The organism is Streptomyces sp. YJ-C3 (assembly GCF_053891275.1).
Window position 1 is genome coordinate 2,983,816 of sequence record NZ_CM132685.1, and the last position, 16,291, is coordinate 3,000,106.

Consider the following 16,291-nt stretch of genomic DNA (forward strand, 5'->3'; position numbering starts at 1 on the left):
TCAAGCGTGAGCTGGAACTTGCCAACGCCGCCTGACGCGGCAGTGCGGTACGCACCACTCACCTTCGCGGCCCGACCGGCTGTGGAGAAGCGAGGGGCGCAACGGCCGTCCGGCCGGTGAGCCTACTTCGTCATACGACGGGCGGAGTCGGATGGGACGGTTGGCTGCCGTCTGGCTCTGAACCGGCCAGCAGTTCGTGCAGAAGGTGGGATGCGGTGATCACGCCCAGGAGATGCGGGCCGTCCTTGGCCGTCTCCACGACCGCGACGAGGGGACTGCGGGCCTGAGCCATGAGCGCGGCCACTTCCAGCGCCGTGTCGTCGGGTACGGCGACCGGCGGCGGCCCGGACTGTACGGGGAGACAGTCGGCGACGCTGCGTCCGGCCAACGCCCGGCAGAGACGGTCCGCATGTTTCTCGTCGACGACCGCGGCCAGAGTCGGATCCTCGATCACGTAGGTCGGCACGAGCGCCTTGACCAGTTGGGAAGCAGGAAGGATCGCCGTGGGGGCGCCGTCGGTGCCGAGAACGAGGAGGCCGGGCAGCTGTTGTTCGGCCATGAGGCGGGCGGCCGCGGTGGCATCAGTGTTCACGTCCACGGTCTGGTAAGGGATGGCAAGATCGCGTGCTCGCATGGTCGGCTCCTGGGGAGGGTCGGTGGCGCTCAGCCGGGGGGCTGGGGTGCTCCGGAGAGGCTCGGCGAGACGGCGGTGGGTGGTGTGGCGAGGACGCGCCATGGCCAGGCCGGAAGCACTCGGCGATGTTATGGCCCCCGGCTGCGGATATCCGGCGACATGGAGTGCTGCGAACGGCAGGACACCGCGTTCGACGGGGATCTGACGTCCCATCATGGCACCGGCGAAAGCGGAGGCCTTAGGGTCACCAGGACGATCATGCTGCGTCCGGTGGCCCCCTTCGCAGCGGGCTCGTTTCGCAGGGGCCGGGACACCGTCACCATTGGTTTCCGAGCTGTCCCCCAGGCGGGGGCGTTGGCACCCGTGGTGGGCAGAACGGGGGGTGCCCGGTCCAAGTCGGGTGTCTCGCAGCGCCGGGCGGGGCGCCTTCGGCGCTGCGCAGCAGCAGCTCATCGGCCGGGACGGCTTGGCTGGTCCTTTCGACGGCAGTGGCCGCGGTTCAGGTCAGAGCGAAGTAGCGCAGCCAGATGTATGTCGCCGAGATCGCCACCGTGACGGTCGTGACGACGAGTCCGTACTTGGTGAACTGCCAGAAGGAGATGGGCTGTCGGTTGCGCTCGGCGATCCCGAGGACGACGACGTTGGCGCTGGCACCGATGGCGGTGGCATTGCCCCCGAGGTCGGCTCCCAGGGCCAGTGCCCACCACATGACGTGATCACCGGCGCCGCCCATGTCGCGGACAAGGTCGGCGGTGATCGGGGCCATGGTGGCGACGTAGGGGATGTTGTCGACGACGCCGGACAGGACTGCGGACGCGCCCAGCATGACCATGGATCCGCCGAGTTCGCTACCGCCGATGACATCGGCAAGCGCTGTGGAGATCTCGCTGATGACACCGGTCTCGATGAGGCCGCCGATCATGATGAAGAGCCCGGCGAAGAAGGCGAGGGTGGGCCATTCCACCTCGCTGAGCACGTCGCCCGTCTCGACTGTCGAGACGGCGACAAGGAGACCGGCGCCGAGCAGGGCGACGACGCTGGGCTCGTAGTGCACGACCGGGTGCAGCACGAACCCGGCGACCACGAGCGCCAGGACGACAAGCCCCTGCACGAGAAGGCGAGGGTTCTTGATGGCCTCCCGTTCCTCCAATGCCATCACCTCGGCGGCCCGGTCCTCGTCGTAGACGAATGCCCTGCGGAACATGATCCGGCACAGCAGTACCAGCACGGCCGTCAGGACGGCCGCCAGGGGAGCGAGATGGACCAGGAAGTCGTTGAACGTCAGCCCGGCGCGGCTGGCGATGATGATGTTGGGCGGGTCGCCGACGAGGGTGGCGATGCCGCCGATGTTGGAAGCGAAGACCTCGGCGATCAGGAACGGGGCCACAGGCAGGGCGAGCCGCTCGCACACCAGCAGGGTGACCGGCGCGACGAGGAGGACGGTGGTGACGTTGTCGAGCAGCGCGGAGGCCGTGGCAGTGATGACGACGAGCATGACCATCACGCGGAACGGTCTGGCGTGCGCTCGTTTCACTGCCCAGATGGCCAGGAACTCGAACATGCCGGTCTTCTTCAGCACGCCGACGATCATCATCATGCCCATGAGCAGGAAGATGACGTTCCAGTCGATGCCGGAGTCGGTCGAGTAGAAGGCCGACTTGTCGTCCGTGGCGCCGATGGCCAGCATCAGCCCTGCACCACCGAGTGCGGCGGCGACACGGTGGATCTTCTCGCTGATGATCAAGGCGTAGGCGCCGACGAACACAATGATCGCCGCCCAGCTGTGCCAGTCGTTCACGGTCCTCCGATGAGACGTTTCACGCGGTGGGCAGGGTTATGGGGCCCACCAACTCGTTACGGTCGCCCTTGTGATCGCGGACGGCGGCCATGGGGCTGTCGGTCCAGGACGTCACCGCGGTGATGTGCAAGGTGCCGGCCGCGGGTCCGCCGCACGCACGTCGGGATCGGCGCCGAGGCAACTGATCCGCCACCGTGATCCCGGCCATGGAGTTCCGTCTCGACGCCACTGTCGGTGCGCCGACGTTCGGCCGCAAAGAGGGTGTCCTCGACTTCGAAGAGGCAGGCGATCGGTGACGCCGGCGTGCCCCGTCAGACCGGACAGCAGCACTGCGACGAGGAGCGCGACACCGACGACGGCGATGAGGACCACGGCCGGATTCCCCCGATCAGCGAAGAGAGCTCTCCTGGAATCCGAGCCCCAGAGGGGATCTCGAATTCGCCGACCAGACTTCCCGGCACACCGCGGGGAACCCTACATGTTCTTGACGCGGCATTGTCAGATCCTTGACGCGCAGCTCAACCCGGCGCTGTTGGCCGGGAACTGGAACTGCCCCGTAATCGAGCGACGGGTCGACCGGGCCGCGGCCTCGATTCGCTCACGCGCTGATGGTTCCGCGGGGCGGTGCGGCGTATCGCTTGCTCGGTGTCCGTGAGGAACCTCCGCCCGATGTCGTCCGGTCCGTGCACTGCGGTCGCTTTCACCCTTCAGCCTTCGGTGCTGACGGCCGCGTCCTCACGCAGATTCGTCATGGCGGGTGCGGTACGAGTGCGGCGCGGCTTCGAGTCGGACGAACGGGATCTGCCGTCCCGCCTGTCGGTACGAGTCGGTGCTGCCGTCGACGTCGAAGCCCATGAACGCGCACAGGCGTCGGGCCGTGCGGGGATGGGTCGCAGCATGGCGGGCCATGGTCTCAGCGCCCTCGTCGGAGTTCAGGAAGTAGGCGGTGACGGCGTGGTGACGGTTGCCGACCTGGATGGTCGTCTTCGGCGTGGCTCGGAGATCTTGGTACCAGGCGGCTTCGGGACCGAAGCCGGAGGCCAGGATCCAGGTGCCCCGGTCGGCTTCGTGCGCGACCACCTCCAGCACGACGCGCCGGTCGAGGCCACTGGTCCGCCCGGTGTGATGCAGAAGCAGCAGGCGCTTTCCGAGAAGAGGTCCGAGGCCCACGTGGTAGAGAGCGAGGGGCAGCCGCGCGAGGCGTCGACGCCAGCCGCGGGGCAGGGCGGGGCGGTGAAGATGGGGGTCCTGCTGCTGCGACGACATGGCACGCCTCCTCGTGTTCTGCGCGGGACTCGATTCCGTAACAGACACGGACATCAACGATTAGCCCATGCAAGCTTTGCATAGTCTAAAGCCGAGGGGAGGCCGCTCGGCGAGACGGCTCGTACGGGTAGCGACACTGCGGGGAGCGTCATGAGCAGTACGGAGCGGCGGGACGACCGACTGGTCCTGCCCCGGCTGCCGGTCGTGGCCCTGTTCCTGTGCTCGATCGCAGAGATGGCCCATGCACCGCCGCCAGGCTTCTGCCGCGCTGTCGTTGAGGGGTGAGACATGCTGACTGAGACGCGGGAAGCGCGCGACGTCGCGTGCAGGGTAGAAATGTGCCATGGCCAGGAAAGCGGCTCCGGCGGAGCGCATGGACGATGTGGATGCGGTGACCCGTGCGGTGCTGACCGCGTCGCGGGTGTTGGTCGCGGTGTCCGCGCGCTCGTTGGCGGAGGTCGAGGACGGGGTGACCTTGCCGCAGTTCCGCATGCTGGTGGTGCTTTCTTCCCGTGGCGCGACCAAACTGGTGGCGCTGGCCGAGCTGTTGGGGGTGGCGCCGTCCACGGCGATGCGGATGGTCGACCGGCTGATCGCGGTGGGGCTCGCGGACCGGCAGATCAACCCGGCCAACCGGCGCGAGACTCTGTTGCGCCTCACCGACGAGGGCCGGCGCACGGTGGCGGACGTCACGGCTCGGCGTCGTCAGGAGATCGCGTCGATCGTCGAGCGGCTCGCGCCGCAGCAGCGCACGGCGCTCATCGACGCGTTGACCGACTTCAACCGGGCGGGTGGCGAACCGTCGGCCCCGTCCTTGGGCGAGGGCGCGGACCTTTATCCGCTGGGCTGGGGCGATTCACCGACGACGGACTGAGCGGCGGTAGCGTCCTGGGACCTCCTGCCCGCGTCAGAGAACGACAGGAGGTACCAACCGCATGACTGGATGGACCGTACGGGGTCATCAGGACGGACACGGACACGGATACGAGCGGGCGGGCGTGGGCTTCGCAGGGTCTTCTTCGTCCGGTGCTTACTGGACCGCACCGTCGCCTGTCGTGGTGCACGACGCGCACGACGGTGGTGGACGAAGCGTCATGGTTCGCGGCCGGCGGGCGGGTGTGGCCCGCTCCGTGGACGATGTCGTCGCACTGCTCCGTCTGCTCGGCGTCGACCTGGATGCCGAGGAAGCGGCGGTCTCGCCGCTGATCGAGTGGCGGGGCGGCGGACCTGCCATGTGGTGGGGGCCTTGAGGAAAGCGCGGTGTGCTCCGGCAGAGCCTCGGACGAGTTGAGCTCGTGCCCCTCGGAGAGGCCGGCGAGCGACCAGTGGCCGTTCTTCGCTTTGTAGGAGGGCTGGTTGATCTCCCAGTCGTGGTACTTCTCACGTGCCACGCCTAGCGCTGCAGGGGCGTTGAGCCAGGCCAGGGCCAGCACGGCTCCCGCACCGAGCCAGGTCTTGCGGTCCTTGAGAAGAGGGCTACGGGCGGCGGCCATGGGTGCCTCCAGGCGATGTCGTACGCGGGGCTGTGGCGTATCGACGACTACCGCAGGCCCGGAGGCGGAGGGCGCAGGCGCGCGTTTTCGCACTGTGCAAGACAACTCGGGTCGCGCCTTACAGCTGTCGCGTTCCGCGAGCGGATGCCGTGCACAGCGGCGGCGAGGCCCTTACAGCGGCCTTGTACTCCAGTTGGTCTGGCGGCACGACACCGGCCACCCTGTCCGTGGGCGGTGCCGAACACGGCGTTCGAGGAACGCTGTCGTGCCACTGAGGCCACTAGGAGGGCAGCAACTCCGCCGCGCGCTGCTTTTCGGGAGTGTGCAGTGCCCGCAGTGCTCCTTGGTGGCTCAACCAGCCGACCGGTTCACCCTTGTCGGGATCCAGGACCGGTAGCCCCGTTCCCGATGCGGACAGCAAGGCGGGCAGAGCAGTGGCGAGTTGCTGGTCCGAGGTGATGCGGGGCGCAGGCTCGGCGAGGTCACCGGCCGTCGCCGGTGCGCCGTCGGGTTGCTCGGCGAGTGCCTCCGCGACGGTACGCGCCGTGACGATGCCCACGTAGGTGCCCCCGGGATCGCGGACGGGCAGTGCCCCGTGCCCGGACTGGCTCAGCCGGTCGGCCGTCTGCGTCAGTCCCAGCGTCGTCGGCACAGGCGCGGGGAACTGCTCCATCACGGAGGCGACCGACTCGGCGCCGATGAGCGCGCCGCGCGCCGGCCCCTCCAGATCTATTCCCCGACGGCGGAGCTTGAGCGTGTAGATCGTGTCGCGGGTCAGGGCGCGGCTGGTCACCGTGGCGAGCACGATCGCGAGCATCAGCGGGAGGATGATCGAGTACTCGCCGGTGAGCTCGAAGAGGATCACCACAGCGGTGATCGGTGCGCGTGCGGCTCCGGCGAAGACGGCCCCCATGCCGACCAGCGCGTAGGCGCCGACAGCTCCGGCCGTCCCGGGCAGCAGGTCGTGCGCGCCTGCCCCGAAGGCGGCCCCCAGCATCGCCCCGATGAACAGACTCGGCGCGAACACGCCGCCCGAGCCGCCGATCCCGATGGTCAGGCTCGTCGCGATCATCTTCCCGACGAGCAGCACCAGAAGGAACCCGATCGCGTACTTCCCCTCCGTGGCACCTTCCAGCACCGGATAGCCCACCCCGTACATCTCGGGCAGGGCCAGCAGCACCAGGCCGAGGGCGAGGCCGCCGACCGCGGGACGCAGCCACTCCGGCCCGCGCCAGACCCAGTCGCAGGCGTCCTCGATGGCGTACAGGACGCGCGAGAACACAACCCCGACCGCCCCCGCGACGACACCGAGCACAGCGAACAATCCGTACTGCGCGAGGTGCTGCACATGAAAGGCAGGCAGGCTGAGGAAAGCCACGTCGCCGAAGGCCGCGCGCCCGATGACGCTCGCGGTGACGCTGGCGAGCACGGTCGCGCCGAACGCCTCGATGCTGAACGCGGCCAGGATCAGCTCCATCGCGAAGATGACCCCGGCGAGCGGAGCGTTGAACGTGGCCGCGATACCTCCCGCCGCGCCGCAGGCCACGAGCAGCTTCATCCGGTCTTCGGCCAGTTTGGTGAGCCGGCCGAGGGTGGAGCCGAGCGCGGAGCCGATCTGGACGATGGGTCCCTCACGGCCCACCGAACCGCCGGAGCCGATGGTCAGGGCCGAGGCGAGGGTCTTGACCACGGCGACCTTCGGGCTGATCCGGCCGCCGCGCTGGGCGACCGCGAGCATCACCTCCGGCACCCCGTGCCCCCGGGCCTCCTTCGCGAACCGGTTCACCAACGGCCCGTACAAGAGGCCGCCGATGACCGGTGCGGTCAGGACGAAGAAGGGCCCCAGCCATGGAACGTGCGGGTTGTCGCTCCCCGGGGCGGCCGCATAGTCGGCGTGTCCCGAGAAGAGTCGCGTGAAGGTCTGGATGCACCAGCGGAAGACGATGGACCCCAGTCCTGCTCCCGCTCCGACCAGGACGGCCAGCACCATCATCGAGCCCCGGCTGCCCGGGACCGGGCGTCTTGCCCGGCTGTCACTGCGTATGCCGCTCATTGTTTCCCCTTCCTTACATTTGCATTATGCAAAATGCCGTGGAGGGCGAGTCGGGCGGGCCGTCTGTGAGTGCCGGGTGTCCGTTGCGGCAAACGGTTCAATCCTCGCCGGGCAGTGCCGACGCGCCAGAGCGCATGGTGCGGATCTTGCAACCCTCGCACTCCGGGCGGTTGAGGCGACTGGATTGGTGAGGGCGCGGAGCGGCCCGCGAGGTGGTACTCGGCCGTGATGCGGTCCCGCTCGTTCACGGTCACGTCGATGCCGTAGGTGCTCTCCCGGCCGTCATCGCAGTCCAGGCAGGCGAAAGAGTAGCTGCGCCGCATGTGTTCGGTGCTCATGATCGCCTCCCGGTGACGGTGCTCTTCGGGATCGCTCTACCCATTATTGCACCATGCAAAATGGCTGATTGGGGTGGTGTTGGCCTTGCTCTACGGGGCGGTGTCACGTGGCGCGGTATGGGCACCTTCTTCAAGGACTGCGAGCACCCCGAGTCCCGGTGGTCCAAGTGCCCACGTGCGTAAAAGATCCGTTACCGCAACGCGGGGGGCAGACCGAGGAGGCCGGCTTCCCGCGGCAGGATGACGCGATCGACCGTTTGACGGAGATCTACAACGAGAAGAGGCGCCGGCCGGGGTCCCGGGCGAGGGCGGAGCGCAGAGCGAAGTACGGCGCCATGCGCTTCGAGGAGTACGCGGAGGAGTGGAAGGGAGGCCAGCGGCACCTGGCCGTCGGGTCCATCCGCCATCTCGACTCGCTCCTGGAGCACTGAACCTTTTCCATCATCGATCTGTGCTGTTCAGATGCAAGGTGAGGACAGCTTGGACAAGGCTGGTGATCCGGGTGGTGGAGCATCGGAGCTTGCGTAGGAGCCTCCAGGATTTGAGGCTTGCCATGGCTTGTTCGACGAGTGCGCGGATCTTGGTGTGCGATCGGTTCACCGCCTGCTGACCGGTGGAGAGGGTGTGCCAGCGTCCCCAGTACGGGGTGCGGACGGTGCCGCCGGCTCCTCGGTAGCCCTTGTCCGCCCAGCATGTGACGTCGGATTGGGCGAGGGCGTTGATGATGCCGTGCTCGCGGGCCGCACGGACGTCGTGGACGGCTCCGGGCAGGGCCGCTGAGGCCCACAGCAGTCTTCCGAAAGGATCGGTGAGGACCTGGACGTTCATGCCGTGCTTCTTGTGCTTGCCCGAGTAGAAGGGGCGGTCAGCTGCGATGCGGTCGATCGGTAGGAGCGTTCCGTCCAGCAGTACGAACGCCTTGGTTGAGGCTGTGCGGGCGGCCTCGACCAAGCTGGGTGCGAGGTTGGCCAAGAGGTCGACGGCCTCGGTGACGTAGCGGTAGGCCGTCGTGGTCCCGACCCCGAATCCGGCGGCGAGTTGGGCGTAAGTGTGCCCCACACGTAGGTGAGCGAGCGTGAGGAGGGCCTGACGACCGGCGCTCAGCCGCCGCCACCGTGTCCCGATCGCGCGGCGGTGCTGACTCAACTGCTGTGTGAGGAAGCGCAGGGTGGAGCTGGACAGGTCGACGCCGGATGGGCAGACAGGCACTCAGAAGCTCCCGGAAAGTGGATGATCCTGTTCGTGTACCCGCCTGCCAGAAGCTTCACTTCTGCGTGCTTGCGGGAATGTGACAGCTCTGCCTGCATCTGGCAGAAGTACCTTTACCAGGGCGCTGGTTGGGGGTCGTGGGCCATCGCATCGTGGTCGGCATGAGCGATACGACGCGGATCTCACTCGGCGCCCGCGGCTGGATGGTTCTCCTGACCTTGTGCGGCGCCACTTTCATGACCGGACTCGACTACTCGATCGTCACCGTGGCCCTGCCGGAGATCGGCCGCAGCCTGGGCTTCGCCGGCCCCGATGCCCTGCAGTGGGTGGTCACCGGCTGCCTGCTGCCCACGGCTGCTCTGATGCCTCTGTTCGGGAGGCTGTCGGACATCATGGGCCGGCGGCGGCTGTTCATCGCCGGGGTGTGCGCCTTCACCGGCTTCTCCCTCCTTGCCGGCCTCGCCCCCGTGGCCTCCCTTCTCATCACCGCCCGCGTCGGCCAGGGCATCGCGGCCGCGGCGATCGGCCCCACGGCACTGGCCCTGATGACGGCTGCCTTCCCCGAGGGGCCGCAACGGACGCGGGCCCTGGGTGTCAACGGCGCACTGCTGTCGCTCGGCTTCGTCATCGGCACCATCGGCGGCGGCATCGTCACCAGTGGCCTGAGCTGGCGGTGGACGATGCTCATCCTCTTCGGAATCGGTCTGCTCGTCCTCGTCGGCGCTGCCACGGTTGTGCAGGACACCCGGCACGGCCGGGCCACCCGCCTCGACGTGCCTGGGGCTCTCCTGGCCAGCGGTGGCCTCTTCGCCCTCGTCTACGGGATCACCACCGGCAACACCAGTGGCTGGCTCAGTGCGTCCACCCTGACCGCGGTGATCGGCGCCGCAGTTCTGCTCGGCGGATTCCTCGCCGCCGAGGCGCGTCACCCCGTGCCGCTCGTGCCGCTGCGGCTGCTGCGTCGTACGACAGTGAGGTGGGGCATGGCGACAGGCTTGGTCACCTTCGGGATGTGCGGCGGAGCGACGCTGCTGCTGAGCATCTACATGCAACAGGTCGTGGGGTGGACCGCGCTGCAGACCGGCCTCGGTTTCGCCGCCGAGGGCATCGCCGCCCTGGCTGCGGGTAGCGTGGCCGCACGGTTGATCAGCGCCCGCGGCGCGGCGTCCGCGATCGCTCTCGGCCTCACGGTGCAGGGGCTGGGCACCGTGCTGATGGCGCTGCTGCCGGCGGACGGCAACCTCGTTCTGCTGCTGGGTAGTTCAGCAGCCATGGGCTTCGGGCATGTGCTGACCGTCGTGGCCGTCGTCACCACCATCACCTCCGGTCTCGACGAGTCCGACCAGGGTGTCGCCGGAAGCCTGGCACAGATGCCGACCTTCATCGGCGCGATCGGCGTGGCCGGACTGAGCGCCATCGTGGCGGCCCGCACGGCGGCCTTGGCCCCCACCACCACGCAGAGGCTCGCGACGGTCGGCGGACTGCACATGGCGTTCCTGGTGGCGGGAGCAGTCGCGCTGACCGGCGCAGTCGTCTGTGCGAGGGTCTTGCGCCGCACTCCCACGGGCCTGTCGGCAGACGCGATGGCGACCTGAAACCGCCCTCGTGCGATCTGCGCCGGCGCCCTTCCACTTGCCCAGGAAGTGGCGCCGGCCATCAGTATCGGCCTACGCCGCTGAGTCAGACGTCAGTTCCGCCAGCCGACGCAGCCGATCCTGCGAAACTGACCCCGGCTCCGCCTGGAACACGGTCACGCCCTGTCCCTCATCATCTGGAGGGCGTAGCAGTTCTGCAGCCAGGGTCATGGCACCCACCTGGGGATGCCGGTACTCCCGCGCGATGGTGGCGCAGTTGCTCACCGGATGCTCGACCCACAGTTCGCGGAACTCAGGGCTGAGCTCCTTCAGTTCAGCAATGAAGGCCCGAAGTTGCTCATCGCCCGGGAAGTTGCTCACCGAGACCTGTAGGTAGGCGACGTCGTCCCGTGCCTTTGCGGCCCAGTCGACGTACAGGCTTCGGGCGAACGCGAGTTCAAAGAAGTCGATGCGAACGAAATTGGGCGGGCGGCCTGTCGCTACGACGGGCCAGTGCGGCGCGAGCAAGGCATGCGCGAGCGGGTTCCAGGCGAGGATGTCACCGCGGCGGCCGACGGCGATGGCAGGAGCGTCGGTGAACGCCCTGACCATGTGCGAGAGACCTGGGCGTAGCACCTCGGCCGGCGGCACTGAGGTCTGTGCCTGGGGGATGCGCGCCAGCCGGTGCATGTGGCGCCGCTCATCAGCGTCCAGACGGAGAGTGCGAGCCAGGGCGTCCAAGACCTCATCTGAGACGTTCGGTGCCTGCCCCTGCTCCAGCCGAATGTAGTAGCCGACACTCACTCCAGCCAGCGGAGCCAGCTCTTCACGCCGGAGCCCAGCTACCCGGCGACGGCGAACACCGCCGGGTAGGCCCAGTTCTTCAGGCTGCAGGCGAGCCCGTCGCGACCTTAGGAACTCACCCAGTGCAGACGAGGGGTACATCCCTCCAGCTTGACATGCAGCTGGCACCTCGGAGATCTGGAGGCACAAACTTTCGGGGAGGTCTCGGTTGCCACCGGGCCGGCCAAAACCAGAGTCCAAGTGGAGCCCGTCGCCCCACTGAGAACGAGTCCACCTTGCGTGAGGCCGAACGGAGCGAATACTCGCCCGTGGTGTCCTCATCGCCCGCCCTTCCTGCTTGAACTGAGGTTGGAAAGGGCTCACTACGTCTTCCTGGCGATCGGCAGCCGGACGATGCTGAGCTTCGACCGCAGGAGCCTAGGCAGAGTGGTGAACTTCTGCCTGGGGCGCTCGGGTGAGGCCTCGACTTCGTCGGCCAAGTTGCACATCGAGGTGGGACTGAAACGTGACCGCCGGCTCACCCTTCTTCCCCAGCGCGGGGAGTCCTCCTCGAAGCTGGTGCTGACCTACGTCCATCGCCGCCACGGTCTGTCAGGGCGGCCGTCGGCGTCGACCTGCCCTGATGCGGGAACACCTGCAGGGATTCCGTGCGGTAGTCATCGACGGCAGCGAGTCGCCAGGTGCGGCCACGCTCAGGGGGTTCTGGCGGAGTGTTCCGAGAAGGATTCGACGGTTCTTCCGCGCTGGTGGGGCCGAGACGGCCTGCCGGGGCGAGAGACGAAACTCCGTTCACGAGGTGCCAGACGCCGTCGGTACCGCAGTCCTGCGCAGGGGCGCCAGGGGACACCGCAGGCCTGCCAATCGAGCCGGCTTCCTCAGGCAAGCGGACGCATCAGACCCTGCCGCTCCCTGCCGCGTGTTCGGTGCGTTGGACGTCAGCATGTGTGTAGACCCACCCCATCGGCGCGTCACGTGCTCAGCGTCAAACGGCTGTCCTAGAGTCTTGCGCCCCACCGCCAGATGGATGCCGAGCACCTTTGTCACGGACAGGAACACACTTGCTAGACGAGAGCCGAGGCAGCGCATGGCACACGAGCTCCCAAGAGGCTCGGGGCGCATCCGGGGATGCTGATCCTGTGTCCGGACAGCCGGATTGGAGAGCAATTGGGTTGAGCGTCATGTCGTCGATGCTGCTGACCCATTTCACGGCTCGGGGGAGCACCGCTTTCGAGGCGACGTGCCAGTGGCCGAGGCTTCATCCACTCAACGAGCGTTCCATGAGTGTCTGTCACCACTCCCTGATCTGGGTCGAGTCGACCCGTCAAATCGGCCGGGCCGTTCTGAAACATCTGCCGGTCTCAGGCAGATCCACCCTTGAGCCGTCGCGTATTCATCTCGGCTTCGGCAATGGCCACCGACATGCTGAGACCCACAGCTTCACCACTGTGACTGCCCGGGTCTGTCTCAGCGATATTTCGGTACTTCACGGGCAGCTCGACTCTTTCCGGGTCTCTGCCGAGTACATGCTGGCCGGAAGGGTCATCGGATCTTGCAGCATGCGATTTCGGGACCAAGAAGCCCAGCAGAGTCTGCGCCAACCGGCCCTGCCTCCGCAGGGCTTCCTGTACCCGTCTCCTCCGTCCGTGGGAGCAGCCGCAGAACCAGACGTCCTGCTGGTGCGCTCTCCCGGCGCGGAGATGCTCGTGTGGCCACGCGATCCCAGTCATCCGGCTCTTCTGCCGGAGGCGCCGACAACCCTCCCCGCGCTGGCCGCACTGGAAGCGGGCCGGCAGGCAGTGCTCCTCCTATGTGGGAGGTCGGATGGGGCAGTAACCGGGCTCAGCGTTGAAGTGGTGAGCCCAGCTCCCCTTCATGGAGCTTCAATCGACGTGGCGACAGAACCGGGCGGATACCGGTTCCACATCCACCATGCCGGCCTTCTGGCAGCCAAAGGAACGGTCGGAATCATGCACTCGTAAGCCTGGCTACCGGCGGGCCCCGCGGCATGGGCAGCTGCGTTACCTGCTCAGCACTGCGGTGACGGCAGCCGAGGCGACTCCGAACCTTCAGCGAGAAATGGCTGCGCAGCCGTTGCAGAAGATCCGCACGGATCAGACGATGTCGCACGGATAGCGGCGCACGTCCACTGCCCCGCGGGGTACGTGTCCGATCATGAGCTCTTCTCCCGAATCGCGATCCGCACCTCAAGCGTCCCGTCCGGATGACGGGCGGTACTGCCTCGTCACGGGCGCAAGCGGCTACGTGGGCGGCCGACTCGTTCCGGAACTCCTGGCACAGGGCTTCCGCGTGCGGTGCCTGGCCCGGACGCCGGAAAAGCTGCGCGACTTCGAGTGGGCGAGCCAGGTCGACGTCGTGCGCGGCGACGTTCTGGATCCGGAATCCGTGACCGCCGCGCTGCAGGGGATCGACGTCGCCTACTACCTGGTGCACGGCATGGGCAGCGGCGACGACTTCGAGGAGACCGACCGCCGAGCCGCGCACACCTTCGCCCGGGCCGCGGCACAGACGGGCGTGCGCCGCCTGATCTACCTGGGCGGCTTGACCCCCAGCGATGTACCCGAGGACGAACTCTCTCCCCATCTGCGCTCCCGCAGCGAAGTCGGCCGGATCTTCCTGCAGTCCGGGGTGCCCACCGCAGTGCTGCGCGCGGCCGTCATCATCGGTTCCGGCTCCGCGTCCTTCGAGATGCTGCGCTACCTGACCGAACGCCTTCCCGTCATGGTCACGCCCCGGTGGGTGCGCACCCGCATCCAGCCGATCGCGGTCGCCGACGTGTTGCGCTATCTCGTCGGCTGCGCGGATCTCCCCCCGGCAGTGTCACGCTCGTTCGACATCGGCGGCCCCGAGGTCATGAACTACCGCGACATGATGCAGCGTTACGCGCGAGTCGCGGGTCTGCCCCATCGCGTGATCCTTTCCGTTCCGATGCTCACGCCGGGCTTGTCCAGCCACTGGATCGGCCTGATCACACCGGTCCCACGGGGTATTGCCCGGCCGCTGGCAGAGTCCCTGCGTCACGAGGTCGTCTGCGGTGAGCACGACATCGCGCAGTACGTACCCGACCCCGCCGACGCGCCGCTCTCCTTCGAAGAAGCGCTAGGGCTCGCACTGCGGCAGGTGAAGGAGGCGCAGGTGAGCACTCACTGGTCGGCTGCCGCTGTGCCCGGAGTGCCAAGTGATCCACTGCCCACGGACCCGGACTGGGCAGGCGGCAGTCTCTACTGTGATCGTCGGGCCCGGCGTACCACCGCCGCCCCGCACCATCTATGGACCGTGCTGGAGGGGATCGGTGGCGAGCACGGCTGGTACTCCTTCGGGCTGGGCTGGTCCGTCCGGGGCTGGATCGACCGCCTGGTGGGCGGTGTCGGACTGCGCCGCGGCCGACGGGACGCCACGCGCCTGCGCCTGGGGGACGTGGTCGACTTCTGGCGCGTCGAGGAAATCCAGCACGGACACAGCTTGAGATTGCGCGCCGAAATGCTTCTGCCGGGCCTGGCCTGGCTGGAATTCCGAGTCGGTCACGACCGTGAGGGACGTACGGTGCTGCTGCAGCGCGCGCTGTTCCATCCGCACGGCCTGGCGGGGCATGCGTACTGGTGGAGCGTGGCCCCGTTCCACGCCGTGGTGTTCGGTGGCATGTCCTACAACATCACCAAGGCCGCAGAACGGCTCGCCGCCGAGGACGATGCCGGTGCCCGGACGTCACTGACGCGTTGAACAACGGGCTGAACGGAGGTGTTGACGAGAGCCCGCAGCTGAGTGCGGAACGGGGCCTGAGAGCGCTGCTCGGGATTCAGCGACTTGCGTCCTGTTGGTGGACGACATCGTCCACACTGCGGTCCGGCGCATGAGGTGAGCTGGATTGCCTCAGGTGCCCCGAGCCTCAGGCTCGGGGCACCTGAGTATGCACGTGTGCAGCCCAGCGCAGGATGAGGAGCACGAACCGGTCGCGGCAAAGCAACCGAGCGCCGGACTTCATTCACCTGCGCGATTCGGGGTGCCGAGAATGCGCTTCCACGGCTCGACGAGGCCGAAGAGAGACACATGGTGTGTCCAAGTTTGAGGCGCTGACGAAGTGCCACCCGGAGTGCTGGGCACGATGCACGATTGGCCCGATCGCCGCCAGATAGTTCCGATGGGTGCTGATTTGCGGCGACTGCAACCGTTCGACGTCGTCGATCGGAATCGGTGAGAGGGGGACAGCAAACCGCGGCGAGCGAGTAGAGAGGTGCGCGCATCATGGAACTGCAAGACGAACTTCCCCTCGATCACAAGCTGGCGCAGGTGTATCGGTGGGGCGCAGCGTTCTGCGGCGTCGTTCTGCTGGTCTTCGGCAGTCTCGGGTTTGCCGACCAGCTGAGCCCTTTCAATACTGACGGCAGCAACATTGCGGGCTTGAGCACGAACGGCATCCTGAGTCTCATCTCTGTCGTCGTTGGTCTCCTCCTCGTGGTTGGCGGAGTCATCGGCGGGAACTTCGCCTCAACGCTGAACATGGCTGTGGGAGCCCTGTTCCTGGTCAGCGGTTTTGTCCATGTGTTCATCCTGGACAAGGGTGTGAACGTGCTGGACTTTGGCATGTCCAACGTCATCTTCAGTTTCGTGATGGGGTTGGTCATTCTCACGTTCGGCATGTATGGGCGCGTATCCAGTCGTCTACCGCACGACAACCCGTACTGGCGTCGGCGCCACCCGCGGCAGGCGGCCCGAGAAGCCGCTGCGCGGCGCGCCATGCCTGGGACAGGTCCCGCCTCGATCGCTCACGCGGGATCACGCACTCTGAGCGCAGGGCCCGAGCGGTAGGGGTTTTGGCAACGTCAGGATTGGCGGTTGGGGTTGCATTCCCGCTGCGCCTGGCATCTCAAGGAGGTATGTCATGCCTTGTTCTGTTCAAGGCGCCGTCTCGTCCTGCAGCGTGTAATGCGCGGAAAGAGAGCCGGTGCGCAAGGGCTACCTGGAGTCTTGCCGCTGGCGGCCCGCGTGCTGCTGGTGACCGCCCGCTGGTGCGCGAACTTCACGCTGCGCCAGCTGGCACCGCTGAACTATCAGTACGCCACCGACCACCAGGTTGTCATCGGAGCCGACAGGGCCACGCATGACC

The 16,291-nt window shown here is 67.4% G+C and carries 12 protein-coding genes; 6 read left to right on the plus strand and 6 right to left on the minus strand.

Annotated features, from left to right (window positions below; genetic code table 11):
* Positions 1-130: 130 nt before the first annotated feature.
* The 3 genes from ACVHNB_RS13055 to ACVHNB_RS13065 all read right to left on the minus strand — a co-directional run bounded on the left by ACVHNB_RS13055 (position 131) and on the right by ACVHNB_RS13065 (position 3,698).
* Entirely contained in the window at positions 131-634 is a 504-nt protein-coding gene (locus ACVHNB_RS13055) for a CBS domain-containing protein (RefSeq protein ID WP_456228131.1), read from the minus strand.
* Between the two features lie 499 nt (positions 635-1,133).
* Entirely contained in the window at positions 1,134-2,432 is a 1,299-nt protein-coding gene (locus ACVHNB_RS13060; protein WP_456228132.1) for an SLC13 family permease, read from the minus strand.
* 735 nt (positions 2,433-3,167) lie between these two features.
* The gene (locus tag ACVHNB_RS13065) at positions 3,168-3,698 is read right to left on the minus strand and encodes a nitroreductase family deazaflavin-dependent oxidoreductase (protein WP_456228133.1); all 531 of its coding nucleotides are present in this window, start codon (positions 3,696-3,698) and stop codon (positions 3,168-3,170) included.
* Between the two features lie 343 nt (positions 3,699-4,041).
* Here ACVHNB_RS13065 and ACVHNB_RS13070 point away from each other — a divergent pair, with 343 nt between their 5' ends.
* Positions 4,042-4,572: a MarR family winged helix-turn-helix transcriptional regulator gene (locus ACVHNB_RS13070; protein ID WP_456228134.1), complete on the plus strand. Its 531-nt coding sequence runs from the start codon at positions 4,042-4,044 to the stop codon at positions 4,570-4,572.
* A 220-nt stretch (positions 4,573-4,792) separates the two neighbouring features.
* Complete coding sequence (locus tag ACVHNB_RS13075; protein ID WP_456228135.1) at positions 4,793-4,948, plus strand: hypothetical protein; 156 nt, start codon at positions 4,793-4,795, stop codon at positions 4,946-4,948.
* 523 nt (positions 4,949-5,471) lie between these two features.
* On the opposite strand, the gene ACVHNB_RS13080 is transcribed toward ACVHNB_RS13075, so the two are convergent.
* A complete protein-coding gene (locus ACVHNB_RS13080; protein WP_428957477.1) occupies positions 5,472-7,181 on the minus strand; it encodes a chloride channel protein in 1,710 nt (569 codons plus the stop codon).
* A gap of 658 nt (positions 7,182-7,839) precedes the next feature.
* On the opposite strand from ACVHNB_RS13080, the gene ACVHNB_RS13085 reads away from it, so the two are divergent.
* Positions 7,840-8,013, plus strand: coding sequence for a hypothetical protein (locus tag ACVHNB_RS13085; protein ID WP_428951128.1), 174 nt, complete (start codon positions 7,840-7,842; stop codon positions 8,011-8,013).
* 10 nt (positions 8,014-8,023) lie between these two features.
* Here ACVHNB_RS13085 and ACVHNB_RS13090 read toward each other — a convergent pair whose 3' ends face one another.
* Positions 8,024-8,791 carry a transposase family protein gene (locus ACVHNB_RS13090; protein ID WP_456228136.1) on the minus strand — a complete coding sequence of 256 codons (768 nt, stop codon included), beginning with the start codon at positions 8,789-8,791 and terminating at the stop codon, positions 8,024-8,026.
* A gap of 161 nt (positions 8,792-8,952) precedes the next feature.
* Between ACVHNB_RS13090 and ACVHNB_RS13095 the strand changes: the two genes are divergently transcribed.
* On the plus strand, positions 8,953-10,386 hold the full coding sequence (locus ACVHNB_RS13095; protein ID WP_456228137.1) for an MFS transporter: 1,434 nt from the start codon (positions 8,953-8,955) through the stop codon (positions 10,384-10,386).
* Positions 10,387-10,458: 72 nt separating this feature from the next.
* On the opposite strand, the gene ACVHNB_RS13100 is transcribed toward ACVHNB_RS13095, so the two are convergent.
* Positions 10,459-11,310, minus strand: coding sequence for a helix-turn-helix transcriptional regulator (locus tag ACVHNB_RS13100; RefSeq protein WP_428951125.1), 852 nt, complete (start codon positions 11,308-11,310; stop codon positions 10,459-10,461).
* 2,031 nt (positions 11,311-13,341) lie between these two features.
* Between ACVHNB_RS13100 and ACVHNB_RS13105 the strand changes: the two genes are divergently transcribed.
* Together ACVHNB_RS13105 and ACVHNB_RS13110 are read left to right on the plus strand one after the other, a co-directional pair.
* Complete coding sequence (locus ACVHNB_RS13105; RefSeq protein ID WP_428951123.1) at positions 13,342-14,907, plus strand: SDR family oxidoreductase; 1,566 nt, start codon at positions 13,342-13,344, stop codon at positions 14,905-14,907.
* Between the two features lie 522 nt (positions 14,908-15,429).
* On the plus strand, positions 15,430-15,993 hold the full coding sequence (locus ACVHNB_RS13110) for a DUF4383 domain-containing protein (protein ID WP_456228138.1): 564 nt from the start codon (positions 15,430-15,432) through the stop codon (positions 15,991-15,993).
* The last annotated feature ends 298 nt before the right edge of the window (positions 15,994-16,291 follow it).

Coding starts and splice junctions, on each gene's coding strand:
- ACVHNB_RS13055 (WP_456228131.1), bottom strand. CDS start 634: ATGCGAGCACGCGATCTTGCCATCCCTTACCAGACCGTGGACGTGAAC.
- ACVHNB_RS13065 (WP_456228133.1), bottom strand. CDS start 3,698: ATGTCGTCGCAGCAGCAGGACCCCCATCTTCACCGCCCCGCCCTGCCC.
- ACVHNB_RS13070 (WP_456228134.1), top strand. CDS start 4,042: ATGGCCAGGAAAGCGGCTCCGGCGGAGCGCATGGACGATGTGGATGCG.
- ACVHNB_RS13075 (WP_456228135.1), top strand. CDS start 4,793: ATGGTTCGCGGCCGGCGGGCGGGTGTGGCCCGCTCCGTGGACGATGTC.
- ACVHNB_RS13080 (WP_428957477.1), bottom strand. CDS start 7,181: ATGGTGCTGGCCGTCCTGGTCGGAGCGGGAGCAGGACTGGGGTCCATC.
- ACVHNB_RS13095 (WP_456228137.1), top strand. CDS start 8,953: ATGAGCGATACGACGCGGATCTCACTCGGCGCCCGCGGCTGGATGGTT.
- ACVHNB_RS13100 (WP_428951125.1), bottom strand. CDS start 11,310: ATGTACCCCTCGTCTGCACTGGGTGAGTTCCTAAGGTCGCGACGGGCT.
- ACVHNB_RS13105 (WP_428951123.1), top strand. CDS start 13,342: ATGAGCTCTTCTCCCGAATCGCGATCCGCACCTCAAGCGTCCCGTCCG.
- ACVHNB_RS13110 (WP_456228138.1), top strand. CDS start 15,430: ATGGAACTGCAAGACGAACTTCCCCTCGATCACAAGCTGGCGCAGGTG.